The organism is Streptomyces thermoviolaceus, from assembly GCF_045209695.1.
Lineage (GTDB): Bacteria > Actinomycetota > Actinomycetes > Streptomycetales > Streptomycetaceae > Streptomyces > Streptomyces thermoviolaceus.
Map to the genome: position 1 here is coordinate 1,046,376 of NZ_CP109280.1, position 14,961 is coordinate 1,061,336.

Annotated in this window: 13 protein-coding genes; 6 read left to right on the top strand and 7 right to left on the bottom strand. The window is 74.4% G+C overall.

From position 1 onward, the window contains the following. Positions 1–63: 63 nt before the first annotated feature. The 3 genes from pucD to OG899_RS04680 are packed head-to-tail and all read right to left on the bottom strand — an operon-like array spanning position 64 to position 3,913. Complete coding sequence (gene pucD, locus OG899_RS04670) at positions 64–2,493, bottom strand: xanthine dehydrogenase subunit D (RefSeq protein WP_168130891.1); 2,430 nt, start codon at positions 2,491–2,493, stop codon at positions 64–66. Then, positions 2,490–3,023 carry a (2Fe-2S)-binding protein gene (locus tag OG899_RS04675; RefSeq protein ID WP_125495954.1) on the bottom strand — a complete coding sequence of 178 codons (534 nt, stop codon included), beginning with the start codon at positions 3,021–3,023 and terminating at the stop codon, positions 2,490–2,492. The genes pucD and OG899_RS04675 overlap by 4 nt, the downstream gene beginning before the upstream one ends. Next, positions 3,023–3,913, bottom strand: coding sequence for a xanthine dehydrogenase family protein subunit M (locus OG899_RS04680; RefSeq protein ID WP_168130890.1), 891 nt, complete (start codon positions 3,911–3,913; stop codon positions 3,023–3,025). Before OG899_RS04680 ends, OG899_RS04675 begins: the two co-directional genes overlap by 1 nt. Before the next feature lie 398 nt (positions 3,914–4,311). On the opposite strand from OG899_RS04680, the gene OG899_RS04685 reads away from it, so the two are divergent. Together OG899_RS04685 and OG899_RS04690 are read left to right on the top strand one after the other, a co-directional pair. Beyond that, entirely contained in the window at positions 4,312–6,012 is a 1,701-nt protein-coding gene (locus tag OG899_RS04685) for a PucR family transcriptional regulator (protein ID WP_406310913.1), read from the top strand. A 306-nt stretch (positions 6,013–6,318) separates the two neighbouring features. After that, complete coding sequence (locus OG899_RS04690; RefSeq protein WP_125495951.1) at positions 6,319–7,086, top strand: hypothetical protein; 768 nt, start codon at positions 6,319–6,321, stop codon at positions 7,084–7,086. A 51-nt stretch (positions 7,087–7,137) separates the two neighbouring features. Here the strand turns inward: OG899_RS04690 and OG899_RS04695 are convergent, their stop codons facing one another. Beyond that, positions 7,138–8,094, bottom strand: a complete 957-nt coding sequence (locus OG899_RS04695) for a DMT family transporter (RefSeq protein WP_168130889.1) — start codon at positions 8,092–8,094, stop codon at positions 7,138–7,140. Positions 8,095–8,169: 75 nt separating this feature from the next. Between OG899_RS04695 and OG899_RS04700 the strand changes: the two genes are divergently transcribed. Continuing rightward, complete coding sequence (locus OG899_RS04700) at positions 8,170–8,784, top strand: TetR/AcrR family transcriptional regulator (protein WP_125495949.1); 615 nt, start codon at positions 8,170–8,172, stop codon at positions 8,782–8,784. Between the two features lie 60 nt (positions 8,785–8,844). Here the strand turns inward: OG899_RS04700 and OG899_RS04705 are convergent, their stop codons facing one another. Then, positions 8,845–9,606, bottom strand: coding sequence for an SDR family oxidoreductase (locus tag OG899_RS04705; RefSeq protein WP_168130888.1), 762 nt, complete (start codon positions 9,604–9,606; stop codon positions 8,845–8,847). Between the two features lie 296 nt (positions 9,607–9,902). Between OG899_RS04705 and OG899_RS04710 the strand changes: the two genes are divergently transcribed. Continuing rightward, positions 9,903–10,832 carry a helix-turn-helix domain-containing protein gene (locus tag OG899_RS04710; protein WP_168130887.1) on the top strand — a complete coding sequence of 310 codons (930 nt, stop codon included), beginning with the start codon at positions 9,903–9,905 and terminating at the stop codon, positions 10,830–10,832. On the opposite strand, the gene OG899_RS04715 is transcribed toward OG899_RS04710, so the two are convergent. Continuing rightward, positions 10,829–11,650 (bottom strand): GntR family transcriptional regulator, encoded by an 822-nt coding sequence (locus OG899_RS04715; RefSeq protein WP_406310914.1) that lies wholly within the window; start codon positions 11,648–11,650, stop codon positions 10,829–10,831. The genes OG899_RS04710 and OG899_RS04715 overlap by 4 nt on opposite strands. Positions 11,651–11,816: 166 nt before the next feature. Here OG899_RS04715 and OG899_RS04720 point away from each other — a divergent pair, with 166 nt between their 5' ends. Both OG899_RS04720 and OG899_RS04725 read left to right on the top strand, forming a co-directional pair. Beyond that, positions 11,817–12,641, top strand: coding sequence for a (2Fe-2S)-binding protein (locus OG899_RS04720; RefSeq protein ID WP_125495946.1), 825 nt, complete (start codon positions 11,817–11,819; stop codon positions 12,639–12,641). Positions 12,642–13,073: 432 nt separating this feature from the next. Continuing rightward, positions 13,074–14,117, top strand: a complete 1,044-nt coding sequence (locus OG899_RS04725) for a DUF2637 domain-containing protein (RefSeq protein WP_125495945.1) — start codon at positions 13,074–13,076, stop codon at positions 14,115–14,117. 162 nt (positions 14,118–14,279) lie between these two features. Here OG899_RS04725 and OG899_RS04730 read toward each other — a convergent pair whose 3' ends face one another. Then, a complete protein-coding gene (locus tag OG899_RS04730; RefSeq protein WP_125495944.1) occupies positions 14,280–14,768 on the bottom strand; it encodes an ATP-binding protein in 489 nt (162 codons plus the stop codon). Positions 14,769–14,961 lie beyond the last annotated feature (193 nt).

Sequence of the window (14,961 nt, forward strand, 5' to 3'; positions counted from 1 at the left end):
ACATCCGACGCGACACGCTCGACGTGACACATCCGAGGGACACACCTGAAGGTGCACACCCGGTCACTCCGTGCCGGTCAGGTGTTCCGGCCGCACCGGTGTGCGGGTCAGCTCCAGTCCGGTGGCGTCCCGGATCGCCGCCAGGACGGCCGGGGTGGACGACAGCGTGGGTGCCTCGCCGACGCCGCGCAGCCCGTACGGGGCGTGCTCGTCGGCGAGTTCGAGCACGTCGACGGGGATGTCCGGGGTGTCGAGGATGGTGGGGATCAGGTAGTCCGTGAAGGACGGGTTGCTCACCTGTGCTGTCTTTGGGTCGACGACGATCTCCTCCATGACGGCGATGCCCAGGCCCTGCACGGTGCCGCCGTGGATCTGCCCGGCCACCGCCAGCGGGTTGAGGGCCTTGCCGACGTCCTGCGCGCAGGCCAGCTCGACCACCTTCACCAGGCCCAGCTCGGTGTCGACGTCGACGACGGCGCGGTGCGCGGCGAAGGCGTACTGCACATGTCCGTCGCCCTGCCCGGTGTGCGGGTCGAACGGCTCCGTGGGCCGGTGCCGCCACTGCTGCTCGACCTCCACCACCTCGTCGCGCAGCACCTCCGCCAGCCCGGCGAGCACCTCGCCGTCCTCGGTGAGGATCTTGCCGTTCTCCAGCAGGAGCCGGGCACCCGTCCAGGCGGGGTGACGTGTGCCGAACCTGCGGCGGCCGAGCTCGAACACCCTCCGGCGCACCTGTTCGCAGGCGTGTTTCACGGCGCCGCCGGTGACATACGTCTGCCGGGAGGCGGAGGTGGAACCGGCCGAGCCCACGCGGGTGTCGGCGGGATGGATCGCCACCTGGGACACACCCAGCTCGGTGCGGGCGATCTGGGCATGGACGGTGACACCGCCCTGGCCCACCTCGGCCATCGCGGTGTGCACGGTGGCGACGGGCTCCCCGCCCAGGACCTCCAGGCGCACCCGGGCGGTGGAGTAGTCGTCGAAACCCTCCGAATAACCGACGTTCTTCATGCCCACCGCGTAGCCGACGCCCCGCACCACGCCCTCGCCGTGGGTGGCGTTGGACAGGCCGCCGGGCAGCTGCCGCAGATCGACTCCCTCGCTGGACTCCCATGGGCGCTGCGGTGGCAGCGGCCTCGCCCGGACGCGGCGCAGCAGCTCGGCGACCGGCGCCGGGGAGTCCACGACCTGCCCGGTGGGCATGACCGTGCCCTGTGTCATGGCGTTGCGCACGCGGAACTCCACCGGGTCCATGCCGAGTTTCCTCGCCAGCTTGTCCATCTGTGCCTCGTAGGCGAAGCACGCCTGGACCGCGCCGAAGCCGCGCATGGCGCCGCAGGGCGGGTTGTTGGTGTACAGGGCGAGCGCCTCGATGTCGACGTGGTCGACGGCGTAGGGGCCGACCGCCAGCGAGGCGGCGTTGCCGACGACCGCCGGTGAGGAGGAGGCGTAGGCGCCGCCGTCCAGGACGATCCGGCAGGTCACGTGGGTGAGTCGGCCGTCCCGGGTGGCGCCGTGCTCGTAGCGGAGTGTGGCCGGGTGACGGTGGACGTGGCCGAAGAACGACTCGAACCGGTTGTAGACCATCTTGACCGGCCTGCCGGTGCGCAGGGCGAGCAGGCAGGCGTGGATCTGCATGGACAGGTCCTCGCGGCCGCCGAACGCGCCGCCGACGCCGGCCAGCGTCATCCGCACCTTGTCCTCGGGCAAGCCGAGCACCGGGGCCATCTGGCGCAGGTCGGAGTGGAGCCACTGGGTGGCGATGTAGAGATGGACGCCGCCGTCCTCCTCGGGTACCGCCAGGCCGGACTCCGGGCCGAGGAAGGCCTGGTCCTGCATGCCGAAGCGGTACTCGCCCCGCACGATGACGTCGGCCCGTTCGCGGGCCCGGGCCACGTCGCCGCGCACCACGGGCTGGCGGTGGACGATGTTGGGGTGCGGGACGCGGGCGTTGTAGGGGTCGGTGCGGTGCTCGTGGACGAGGACGGCGTCCGGGGCGAGGGCGGACGACTCGTCGGTCACCAAGGGCAGGTCCCGGTACTCGATCCTGATCCTCTCGGCGGCACGGCGGGCCGTGGCCGGGTGGTCGGCGGCGACCAGCGCGACCGGTTCGCCGTGGTGGCGCACCTTGCCGTGGGCGAGGACCGGGGTGTCCTGGATCTCCAGGCCGTAGTGCCGCACCTCGGTCGGCAGGTCGTCCCAGGTCAGCACGGCGTGCACCCCCGGGGTGGCCAGGGCCTTCGCGATGTCGATCGAGACGATCTCGGCGTGGGCGACGGTGGAGCGCAGGGTGTGGCCCCACAGCATGTCCTCGTGCCACAGGTCGGAGGAGTACGCGAACCGGCCGGTGACCTTCAGTCCGGCGTCGGGGCGGCGCGTGGACGCGCCGATGCCGCCGCTGGTGTGCGCTCCCTGGACGAGCCGGGTGGGGGCACCGGCGGGGGCGGTGCCCGGCGTGGTCGTGCAGCGGGGCGATGTCCGGGGTGACGTCATGCCCGGGCCTCCTCGGACTGCCGGGCGGCCGCCAGGCGGACCGCGTCCATGATCGTCTCGTAGCCGGTGCAGCGGCACAGGTTGCCCGACAGCGCCTCGCGGATGTCCTCGTCGGTCGGGTCCGGGGTGCGCTCCAGCAGATGGTCGGCGGCGACGATCAGGCCGGGGGTGCAGAAGCCGCACTGGACGGCACCGGCGTCGACGAACGCCTGCTGCACGGGGGACAGCGCGGCGTCGGGCGTGTCCTCGTGCTGCCGGGGGTCGCGGTCGCGGGAGCGGCGCGCGGCGTGGGCGGCCAGGCCCTCGACGGTGAGCACCTCGCGGCCCTCCGCCTGCCCGGCGGCCACCAGGCAGGCGCACACCGGCACGCCGTCCAGGCGTACCGTGCACGAGCCGCACTCGCCCTGCTCGCAGGCGTTCTTGGAGCCGGGCAGGCCGAGGCGCTCGCGCAGCATGTACAGCAGGGACTCGCCCTCCCAGACGTCGTCGACCTGCTCCGTGCGTCCGTTGACGGTGAAGGTGACACGCATCACAGGGCTCCCTCGGTGGTGCGGCGCGTGCCGCGGTACGACTCCCAGGTCCAGGTCAGCGTCCGGCGGGCGAGCACGCCCACCGCGTGGCGGCGGTAGCGCGCGGTGCCCCGGACGTCGTCGATCGGCGCGCAGGCGGCCGCGCACAGCTCGGCGAAGTGCCGGACGACGGACGCGTCGAGCGGTCTGCCGTTGTCCCAGTGGCCGTTCTCGTCCAGTGCCGCGGTCAGGAACTCCTCGGCGGCCGCGGCGCGCACCGGGGTCGGGGCGGCCGAGCCGATGCCGGTGCGCACCGTGCGGGTGGCGGGGTGCAGGGCCAGGCCGACGGAGCACACGGCGATCACCATCGCGTTGCGGGGGCCGGCCTTGGCGTACTGCTGCGGCCCGTCGGCCTTCCGCACGTGCACGGCGCGGATCAGCTCGTCCGGGGCGAGCGCATTGCGTTTGACGCCGGTGTAGAAGGCGTCGACGGGGATGCGGCGCACGCCCCGCACCGACGCGGCCTCCACCTCGGCGCCCGCGGCGAGCAGCGCGGGGTGGCTGTCGCCGGCCGGGGAGGCGGTGCCGAGGTTGCCGCCGACGCTGCCGCGGTTGCGGATCTGCGGGGAGGCGACGGTGTGCGCGGCGAGGGCGAGGCCGGGCAGCTCGGTGCGCAGCCGCTCCAGGATCGTGGTGTAGGGCACGCACGCGCCCAGCCGCACGGTCTCCTCGCCGACCTCCCACTCGAACAGGTCGGGGATGCGGGTCAGGTCGAGGAGGTGTGCGGGTTCGCGCCGGCCGAAGTTGAGGTCGACCATGACGTCGGTGCCGCCGGCGATCGGCACGGCGTCGGGGTGCTCGGCCTTGGCGGCGAGCGCCTCCTCCCAGCCGGCGGGGCGAAGGAAGTCCATGACCGGCTCTCTCCTCCGTGTCGAAGCGTGTCGGGGACGCGTCCGTGCCGGGCCGCTTCCGGTGCGGCGGGCCGGGCTCGTTGCTGTGGTGTTCACGGGGAGCGCCTTCAGTACACCGCCGCTGCTCCGGTGGGGTCAGTCACCGAACCCCTGAAGGGTTTGGCTGGCCACAATGGTCATCTTGTAGATTCGTATGAAAGGAGGCCGTCGGTCACCTCTTCGCTTCCCGCTGGAAACAGGGGTCACGGGAAACGGAGGTCACGGCTCAGGACCGAACCGGGCCCCGGCCGACCGGCCGCTCGTACGGCTCCGCCGACCGGTCGCGTCGACCGCAGCCCCGGCCCCCCGACCCGTAGGACCCCGTAGTTCTCGAGACACAGAAACGGCGGCGACGACAGATGCGGCTGCGCGCACTGCTGGACACCGATGCGCTGGGCCTGAAACTGCTCGGCGGCGAGGAGGAGCTGGACCGCACGGTCCGCGGTGTCATGACCACCGACCTGCGCGACCCGAGCCGCTACCTCTCCGGCGGTGAACTGGTGCTGACCGGGCTCGCCTGGCGCCGGGACGCCGCGGACTCCGAGCCGTTCGTCCGGATCCTGGTGCGGGCCGGGGTGGCGGCGCTGGCGGCCGGCGAGGCCGAGCTGGGTGAGGTGCCCGACGATCTGGTGGTGGCCTGCGCCCGGCACCGGCTGCCGCTGTTCTCGGTGCACGAGTCGGTGGCGTTCGCCACGATCACCGAGCATGTGGCGCGACAGGTGTCGAGCGAGCGCGCCGGTGACCTCGCGGCCGTGGTGGAGCGCCACCGCCGGATGATGACCGGCGGCCCGGCGGGCGGCGGCCCCGAGGTGATCCTGGACCTGCTCGGCTCCGACCTGGACCTGCGGGCCTGGGTGCTGTCCTGCACCGGCCGGCTCATCGCCGGGCCCACCGTGAACGGTGCGGCGCTGCCCGCGGACCGCTGCGTGACGCTGGCCACCGAGCAGCAGGCGGCGGGCCGTGCTCCCCGGCGCGGCCCGCACCGCGTCACGGTGCAGAACACGACGTACTCCCTCTTCCCGGTCCGCAGCGGCGGCCGCGATGCGGAGGCGGCCGCGACGGCCCCGGCCCCGCAGGGCGCCGGCGAGGCGGCCGGGGCGGCGCTGTCGGACTGGGTGCTGGCCGTGGAGGCCGACGCCGGCGACTGGCCGGAGGAGCGGCTGGACCTGCTGCACGGCGTCACCCAGCTGATCGCCGTGGAACGCGACCGGCGCGACGCCGCCCGCACGGTGCGCCGCCGGCTCGCCCAGGAGGTGCTGGAGCTGGTCCAGACCAGCGCGCCGCCCGCCGAGATCGCGGCCCGGCTGCGGGTCGCGGCGCCGGTGCTGCTGCCCGGGCTGGGCGCCGCCCCGCACTGGCAGGTGGTGGTGGCCCGACTGGAGCAGGAGGGCCGCGACGCGGAGACCGGCGCCGCCGCGCAGGCGCTGCTGGAGGAGATCCTGGTCGATCCGCTCGCCACCGGGCCGGAGCCCTCCGACCGCATCGCGGTCGCGCACCTCGGGGACGAGGCCGTCGCCCTGGTGCCGCTGCCGTCCGTGGCCGCCGAGGCGGAGGGCCGGCAGTCCGGCGTTCTCGCCGACGCGCTGCTGGCGGCCGTCGAGGGCCCGCTGTCGGCGGGCCTGGGCGAGGACGGCCGGCTCACCGTCGGCGTCAGCGCGACCGTGCACGCGGCGGAGGGGCTGCGCGGCGCGCTGGAGGAGGCCCGGCACGCCCGGCGGGTCGCCGCGGCCCGCCCCGGGCGGGTGTGCGCGGCCGGCCACCAGGAGCTGGCCTCCCATGTGCTGCTGCTGCCGTTCGTCCCCGACGACGTGCGCCGCGCCTTCACCGCCCGGCTACTGGACCCGCTGCGGGAGTACGACCGCCGGCACCGCGCCGAGCTGATACCGACCCTGGAGGCGTTCCTCGACTGCGACGGCTCCTGGACCCGCTGCGCGACCCGGCTCCACCTGCACGTCAACACCCTGCGCTACCGGGTCGGGCGGATCGAGCAGCTGACGGGGCGCGACTTGTCCCGGCTGGAGGACAAGCTGGACTTCTTTCTGGCCCTGCGCATGAGCTGAGGCCGGCGGGCGGCCCTGTGCTCGCACCGGGCCGGGGCCCAGGCCACCGGCTCCGCGCACGAGCCGAGGGCCCGCCGATCGGCCCTGCGCACCAGTCGAGGGTCCGGCGGCGGACGGCGGCGCTCCCCCGGCCGAAAGGTGCGCCGCCGTGCGCGCACCGCGGCGCGACGCCGCCCACCGCGCGTCACACGAGTTTGTGAAATCTTTCACCCGCCCTCTTGGCCGGGCCGCCCGGTTCGTGCTGAGATGCCGCCACCACCGAAGCTCGATGGCGTGCCAGGGGAGGGCAACGTGGGGCCTGTCGCGATGTCTGGGAACGGAACGACCGCAGGTGACGATCCCCTCCGGACCGCGGTATGGCGGCTGCGCTCCCGCGCCTGCTGGACCGAAGCGGCGAAACTGCTGCCGTCGGGCACCGCGGCCGGTGCGCTGCAGCGGACCACGCTGCTGGTGGAGCGCTGTCTGTACACGGAGGACGGCTGGCAGGACGCGGAGGACGCGCTGCGGACCGCGGAGGCCCTCGCGCACACCGACGAGGAACGCGGCGCGGCCGCTTGTGAACGCGGGTACTTGGCCTACGCGGCCACCCTGCACGGGGTGCGCGACCGCGCGGACGAGGCACGTTCGGCGCTGGGCCGGGCGGCGGCGCTGATCCCTCCGGGGGTGCCGCAGCGGGCCCTGCTGGACTTCCGCCGCGGGCTGATCGCCGAGAACCTGGGCCGCTCCCCGCAGGCGGCGCGCGCCGCCTACTGCCGCGCCCACGCGGGCGCCACCGCGCACTCCGACCGGCTTCTGCTCTCCTTCACCTGGCGGCACCTGGCCGGGATCGCCCTGCGCGAGGGCCAGGTGAGCGAGGCCCGGCACGGGTTCGCCGAGTCGCTGCGGATCCGGGAGGAGCTGGGCTTTCTGGTCGGCACGGCACCCGCGCTGGTGTCGCTGGCCGACACGGAGTCCGAGCCGGAGGCCTCCCGGCTGCGGCAGGAGGCCCGCCGGCTGTTCCGGCTGCTGGGCGGCGTCCCCACCTGGCTGGCCCGGCAGCTGACCCCGCCGGCCCCGGACGCGGCGACCGCCTGACGCGCCGCTCCGGCACGCACACCGCGTCGCACCGGGCCTGCTGTCCCGTCGTCACCCGGTGGACACCGTCGCCGGGACCTCGTCCGCCCTCCGTCCGCCCCTGCTCCCGCCGTCTTCTCCGGTGCCGTCCGTGCCGTCCCGTGCCCTGTCCCCGCGGTGCACGACGACGACCGCCGCGAGGGTGATCGCCAGACCGAGCAGGCTCCGCGGCCCGAGGGGCTCGCCGAACATCACGGCTCCCCAGACCGCGGTGACCGGCGCCATCAGGAACATGAGCGTGTTGACCTCGGTGACGCCCGACCGCCTCAGGATCAGCCAGTACAGGCCGTATCCACCGAAGGTGGCCGGCACCACGAGCAGGGCGACCGCGGCCCAGAACCTCGTGTCGGCAGGGGGCGTCATCCCTCCCGTGCACGCGGCGAGGGCGGTGAAGAGCACCGCGCTCGTGCCGCAGTGCACGGTCAACGCCACGGACGCGCCGACCGGGGCCGGGCGGCGCCGCTCGACGAACGTGGCCGCCACGAGCGACAGCATGCCGAGGAACGGGACGAGGTAGGCCCACCAGGCCTCGGCGGTGCCCGACGCGGCGTCCGCCGTGGTGACCACCAGGACGCCGGTGACGCCCAGCACCAGGCCCAGCCACTGCGCCGGGGCCACGCGCTGCCGCAGCAGCGGGCCCGCCAGAGCCCCGGCCACCAGGGGCTGCACGCCGTCGATCAGCGCGGTGGTGCCGCTGGAGACGCCCAGCTGGATGGCGTAGTAGGCGGTGGCGAGGTAACCGCTCTGCGAGAGCACGCCGATCAGGACCTGCCGGCCGGCCTCCCGCCCGGTCAGGCCCCGCCAAGCCGCCCCGCCCCGCGCGATGCCCACCGCCGCCAGCGCCACGACGAGCGGCAGGAAGCGCCACATCAGGATCGTGGCCGCGCTCGCGCTGCCCGCGCCGAGTTTCGCCCCGATGAACCCGGAACTCCAGCACAGCACGAACGCCGTGGAGAGCAGGAGGTCCATGCCGCCTCCAGATGAGTAGACAGATCGGTTTAGTCGCCGACGGGTGCCCACTATACAGATCGGTATACTCAGCGCATGGGTGCATCACGGGCAGGACGGCAGACCGAGCTGACCCCTGGAGCGCAGCGCGTTCTCCAGGCCGCCTCACGGCTCTTCTACGAGCGCGGTATCCATGCCGTGGGCGTCGATCTCATCGCGGCCGAGGCCGGCGTGACCAAGAAGACCCTCTACGACCGTTTCGGCTCCAAGGAGCAGATCGTCGTGGAGTACCTCAGCCGCCGGGACGAGCGCTGGAAGGAGTTCCTCGCCCGCCGGCTCGATGCCGCGGGGCCGGCACCGCGGGAGCGCATCCTGTCCGTCTTCGACGCCGCCCGGGAGTGGGCGCAGGACCGGAGCGCGAAGGGCTGCGCGATGGTCAACGCGCACGCCGAGATCAGCGACCCCGAGCACCCCGCCCACCCGGTCATCGTCGGGCAGAAGCAGTGGATGCTGGCTCTCTTCGAGGACCTGCTCGCACAGGCCGGCGCGGCGGACCCCGGCCCGGCGGCCCGCACCCTGATGCTGCTGCACGAGGGTGCCCTGGTCGCCCATGGCCTGGATGTCTTCGCCGATCCCGTCGCCCACGCCCGCCGGCAGGCGGAGGCGGTGCTGGACACGGTCCTCGGTCCGGACGGCGGCGGCCTCCGGTAGGGCGGGCCACGGTGCCGGTCGGCGCCGGGCCGCTCGCCCGCGCCGAGGGGCGGGCGCGCCTCAGACCCGGCGGCCGGGGAGCAGGGACAGGGCCTTGGAGCGCTGGGCGACCAGCTCGTCGTAGGTGCCGTCGCGTTCCGCCCAGCGGTGCATCAGGACCCCCTCGACCAGGATCTCCCGCGGGGTGGGGTCGGCCGCGAGCAGGTCCATGACCTCGGTGGCGAAGTCCTCGAGCGGCAGCGCGTGCGGGTTGGCGTTCTGCCGGCCGGGGACGGCGACGGCCGGGGGAACCAGCTCGACGACCTCCACCCCGGTGCCGTCGAGCTGCGCGCGCAGCGCCTCGGAGTAGGCGTGCACGGCGGCCTTCGAGGCGCCATAGCTGGGCATGGGCGGGAACGGCAGGAAGCCGATGCCGGAGGAGACCGTGATGAAGGTGCCGGCGCCGCGTTCCAGCAGGTGCGGGGTGAAGGCGTCGACGACCCTGATGGTGCCGTACAGGTTGGTGTCGATCGTCGTCCGCGCCGTCTCGAAGTGCGCGGGGTCGCGCACGTCCTCCAGCAGCATGACGCCGGACATCGTCACCACCGTGTCCAGCTCGGGGTACCGGGAGATCACGGCGTCACGGCACGAGGCCACACTGGCGGCGTCGGTGACGTCGACGCGGAACGTGCCGAAGCCGTCCTCGGCGAGCCGGGCGAGCGCCTCCGGGTTGCGGCCGCCGACGGCGACCGTGCTGCCCGCGGCGGCGAACCGCCGGGCCATCTCGCGGCCGATGCCGGAGGTTCCGCCGACGACGAGCACGGTGCGATGGGAGAGGTCCACGAGGTCTTCCCTTCTGGGGCGAGGCGAGGAGCGAGGTGCCCGGGCGCGGCGGCGTGCGGGCCGCGGCGCCCAGCGGGCGTGAGGGGCCGCTGTCCGGTCCCGGACCGTGCTCGCAGTCTCGGCCGCACGTCCCGGCGGCGGCAGTGCCCTCGTTTTCCCTGGTCCTGACAGGGCCCCCGTGCCGGGCCCGTACCGCGTCTACGGTGGGGCACAGGCACACGGACGGACGACACGGGCGGTCGACGCGGACGGACGACACGGACGCGTCGCCGGAAGGGCGGCAGGAGGGAGCCGGCATGAGGAACGAGGGCGGCACCGGCACGGGCGACGAGGACTTCGGCAACCGGCTCGGTCGCTATCTGCGGGCCCGGCGTGATCTGGTCCCGCCGGCCCAGGTGGGTCTGCCGTCCGGCGGGAGGCGGCGCGTGCCCGGGCTGCGCCGTGAGGAGGTGGCCCTGCTCGCCGGCATCAGCCCGGACTACTACCTGCGCCTGGAGCGGGGACGGGACAGGAATCCGTCCCCTCAGGTCCTGGAGGCGCTGGCGCGCGTGCTGCAGCTCGACGACGTCGAGCGGACGTATCTGCTGGGGCTCGCCTCGGCCCGCCCGAGAGCCCCGCGCCGCAAGCGGCCCGAGCACGTGCCGGCCCGCGCCCACCAGCTGCTCGCCCATCTGTCCGTTCCCGCGTTCGTCGAGGGGCGCGCGTTCGACGTCCTGGCGTCCAACGCCCTGGCCGTCGCCCTCAACCCCCGCCTCCGGCCGGGCCGGAACCGGCTGCGGTCCCTGCTGCTCGACCCCGAGGAGCGGGCCTTCCACGAGGACTGGGAGAAGGCCACCGCCCAGGCCGTCGCCGTGCTGCGCAGCACCATCGGCGACGACATCGACGACCCCCGGTTCGTCGAGCTGGTCGGCGAACTCGCCCTGGCCAGTGGGCGGTTCCGCACCCTGTGGGCCCGTCACGACGTCCGCCTGCTCGACGGAGGCACCACCACGGTCCACCACCCCGTCGTCGGCGACCTGCGGCTGCACCGCGACAAACTCCCGCTCGACGACGTCCTCCTCGTCGTCTACTACCCCGACAAGGGCAGCGAGAGCGACGAGAAACTGCGGCTCCTCGCCTCGCTCACCGAACCGGAGCCCGACGGTGGGACCCCCGGCCGGGCGGGGGACGACGCCCGGCAGCCGGGCCCGCGCGCCCGGTCCGCTCCGGAGGACCGGAGGTCCTAGCAGCAGGCTTCGCCGTAGTGCCGGCGCAGCACGTCCCGCACCGCGTCCATGTCCTGGGCGATCAGGGCGTCCAGCAGGGCGCCGTGCTCGGCGGCTGCGGCGAGCAGGGCGGTGCGGGCGGGTCCGTAGGCGGTGCCGGGCTGCGGGCACTGGGTGCGGCGGTGCAGGTCGTCGGCGATCCGGACCAGCTGTTCGTTGCCGGACAGGGAGAGCACCGCACGGTGGAAGGCGCGGTCGGCCTCGGCGTAGGAGGCCCGGCGTCCGGAGGAGGCGGCGCGCACGGCGGCCTCGGCGAGCGGGCGCAGCTGCGCCCACCGCTCGACCGGCACGGTGCGGGCCAGCCGCAGCACCACCGGGACCTCGATCAGGGCGCGCACCTCGGCCAGTTCGGCCAGTTCGCGGGCGTCGCGCCGGACCACCCGGAAGCCTCGGTTGGGCACCACCTCGACGGCGCCCTCCAGCGCGAGCTGCTGCATGGCCTCACGGACCGGGGTCGCCGAGACGCCGAACCGCTCGCCCAGGGCGGGTGCCGAGTACACCTCGCCGGGCCGCAGCTCGCCCTCGACCAGTGCGGCACGCAGGGCGTCGAGGACCTGGCCGCGCACGGAGGGGCGCTGGACGGCGGCACGGGGACGGGCGGGAGGCTGCTCGCCGTGCGTGTGCTCGCCGCGGGCGCCGTGCGCCGGCGGGGCGTCGGTCTCCCTCAGGGCCCGCTCGGCCCGCGGCTGCCGGGGCATGCGCGGGGTGCCGCCGCCCGGCCAGGCCGGCGGAACGTCTCCTGCGGCGGCCGTCGCGGAGTCTCGCGCGCCCTGCTTCACGGTTCTCCTCCGGGCCTGGGGTGCTTGGGGTCATTGGGGGCGGGTTGTCACATGCCCGTCCAGCACCTTAGGCGCAGACAGCCCCGGGGTTCACATTCCGGCAGATCTGGGTAAGGTAAGGCTTACTTTCGTCGCCCGTTCGTCGCGTCTGGATCGGTGGTGTCGCATGCCCGTGCCCCCGTCGGCCACAGCGGACGCCTACGCCCGGCTCACCGAGGTGTACCCGTACCTCACCGTGACCGAGCTGGGCCCCGGCGAACGGATGCCGCACGGGGACGGCTGGGTCGACGGCGCCGCGCTCGCCCAGGGCGGGGCGGCCCTGGACGCGTTCCTGGCCTGGGACGAGGCGCAGGTGCTGCGCGACTACGGTACGCGCGCCCGCCCCGACGTGGTGGCGAGCTTCGCCCTGCACCGCTACGCCTGGCCGGTGTGCCTGCTGTTCACCGTGCCGTGGTTCCTGCACCGGCGGGTGCCCCGGCTGCCGGCCGGCCAGGTCGGCTACGACCGCACCACGGGCCGCGCCGCCGTCCGCCTCGTGTCCTTCGCCTGCCTGCCCGGCGACCCCGCCGCCGCGCTGCCCGGTGCCCGGGTGGTGTCCGGTGAGGAGGAGCTGCGCGCCGAGCTGCGCGCCGCCGTCGCCGAGCATCTGACGCCCGTCCTGGCCGCGTTCGGCCCACGCATGCGCCGGCGCGACCGCGCCCTGTGGGGCATGGCGACCGACGAGATCGTCGAGGGCCTGTGGTACGTCGCCGGTCTCCTCGGCGAGCAGGAGCGGGCGCGGCGCGAGCTGGAGTTGCTGCTGCCCGGCGCCACCCGGCCCTACGCCGGCGCGGCCGCCTTCCGTGAGCTGACCGGGCCGAACGGCGAGTGCCTGCCCACCCGGGACCGGGTCAGCTGCTGCATGTTCTACACGGTGCGCCCCCAGGACACCTGCGCCACCTGCCCGCGCACCCGTGACGCGGACCGCGTGACGCGGGCTCTCGCGGCCTGAGCGTCCGACAGCATCCGGCCGTTCACCGGCCGGGGCGCGGTCGCCCGCGAGCCGTCGTCCGCCCGGTCCGGGGCCCGATGCGCACGCCGCGGCCCCGCGTCCGGGCCAGGTGCCGGCGTGGCCGAAGCCGTACCGAGGAACCCGGCCCGCCGGCCGGCATCCCTTAAGATCATCCGTCGGCGGATCGCCGTGCGCCGGGCGGGACTTCACAACTTCCCCACCCGACGCAGCGAGTTTCCACCGAACCACCCGTACGGGTAATCTGACGTCGAACTCAACTCCCGCCCCTCATGCGGCAGTTCGAGCGGAACGCCGTCTTGGGCAGCCCCTCGCGCCTCCTTGGCGGCCTCTTGCCCCGAAACCCCCTGAGGGCCGCCGGGATTGGGCCACCATGGCGGGCGTTACGCCCTATCCCCACGCAAGGGACCCCAGATGAGACTGACCGACATATCGCTGAACTGGCTGCTTCCGGGCGCCGTGCTGCTCCTGGGCATGCTGGTGGCGGTGGCGGTGCTCGCGCGCAGCAAGCGGTCCAAAGGGAACACGAGCGCCGACGACTCGTGGGAGCGCAGCGAGGAGCGCCGTCGGCGCAAGGAGGCCATCTACGGCATCGCCTCCTACGTTCTGCTGTTCTGCTGTGCGGCGGTGGCCGCGGCACTGTCCTTCCACGGTCTGGTCGGCTTCGGCGAGCAGAACCTCGGCCTGAGCGGCGGCTGGCAGTATCTGGTGCCGTTCGGCCTGGACGGCGCCGCGATGTTCTGCTCCGTGCTCGCGGTGCGCGAGGCCAGCCACGGTGACGCCGCCCTCGGCTCCCGCATGCTGGTGTGGCTGTTCGCCGCGGCGGCGGCCTGGTTCAACTGGGTGCACGCGCCCAGGGGTGCCGACCACGCGGGTGCGCCGCAGTTCTTCGCCGGCATGTCCCTGTCGGCGGCGGTGCTCTTCGACCGCGCGCTGAAGCAGACCCGCCGGGCCGCTCTGCGCGAGCAGGGCCTGGTGCCGCGCCCGCTGCCGCAGATCCGTGTGGTGCGCTGGCTGCGTGCTCCGCGTGAGACCTACCGTGCCTGGTCGCTGATGCTCCTCGAGGGTGTGCGCAGCCTGGACGAGGCCGTCGAGGAGGTGCGCGAGGACAAGCGCCAGAAGGAGGAGAAGCGCCGGCTGCGCCGTGAGCGGGAGCGTGTGGAGCGCGCCCAGCTGAAGGCGATCAGCCGCGGTCACCGGTTTCCGGGCCGTGGTGGCCGCGCCGGTGAGACGCAGGCCCTGGAGGCCGGTCCCGGCCAGGCGGCCGCGGAGCCTGCCATAGCGCCGTCGTCGGACCAGCTTCCGGTGCCCGCTCCCCGCGCTTCGCTCCAGCCCGTCCGCCCTGGGGCTTCTGACCCGGTCACCGTGGACCTGACCGCGGAGGACGACACCCAGGCCCTGCCGCGGCTGGACTCGCTGGAGCGCAAGCTGAAGGACCTCGAGCAGCAGTTCGGTTAGACCGCGAGGGCACGCAGCCGAGCTGCGTCGTCGGACAGGGGCGCGAGCCGTACCGGCCGCGCCCCTGTCCGTTCCGGCCCTGTCCGGTCCAGCCCTGTCCGGTCCGGCCCGTTCCGGCGGGCGCCCGCCCCGGCACGTCCGTCGCTGCGTGCCGCGATCCGCTCAGGCGGCCCGGGCGTCACCCAGTTCGAACCACACCGACTTGCCGACCCCGTGCGGGCGCACTCCCCAGGCGTCGGCCAGCGACTCCACCAGGACCAGCCCTCTGCCGCCGGTGTCGTTTCCGGCCTCCGGGATGCGGGGCAGCGGCCCGCGGGCGGTGAAGTCCCGTACCTCCACGCGCAGTTTGTGCGGGGACACGACGGCCGTCAGGATCGCGTCGTCGTCGGTGTGGACGAGTGCGTTGGTGACCAGTTCGCTGGTGAGCAGCTCTGCGACGTCCGACTCCTCCGGCTGCCTCCAGTGCCGCAGCAGTTCGCGCAGGGCCCGGCGCGCCTCGGGCACCGCCTTCAGATCGGCCCGGCCCAGCCGACGGCTGAGCCGGCGCACCTGCTGCGGTCCGCGAGCCGTGCCGTTCACCCCGTCGACGGCGCCTCTCGGCGCGGATGCCCCGGCCGCGACGGGGCCACCCCCTCGTGCCTGACTCGTCATCTCCCCCGCCCACGTCCCGTTGTCGGATCTCTGCCAGTTCGAACAGGTTCACGGGGATGTTTGCCCGAGGGGGCCTCGACCAGTCCTGACGGCCCGTCAGCGAACTGATGAGCGACTGCCGTGGGCCGGAGCGCGGCGTCCGCGCCCTCCGCGCTCCGGCCTCGCCGGGTGCCCCGGCCGTCCGCCCGCGGCC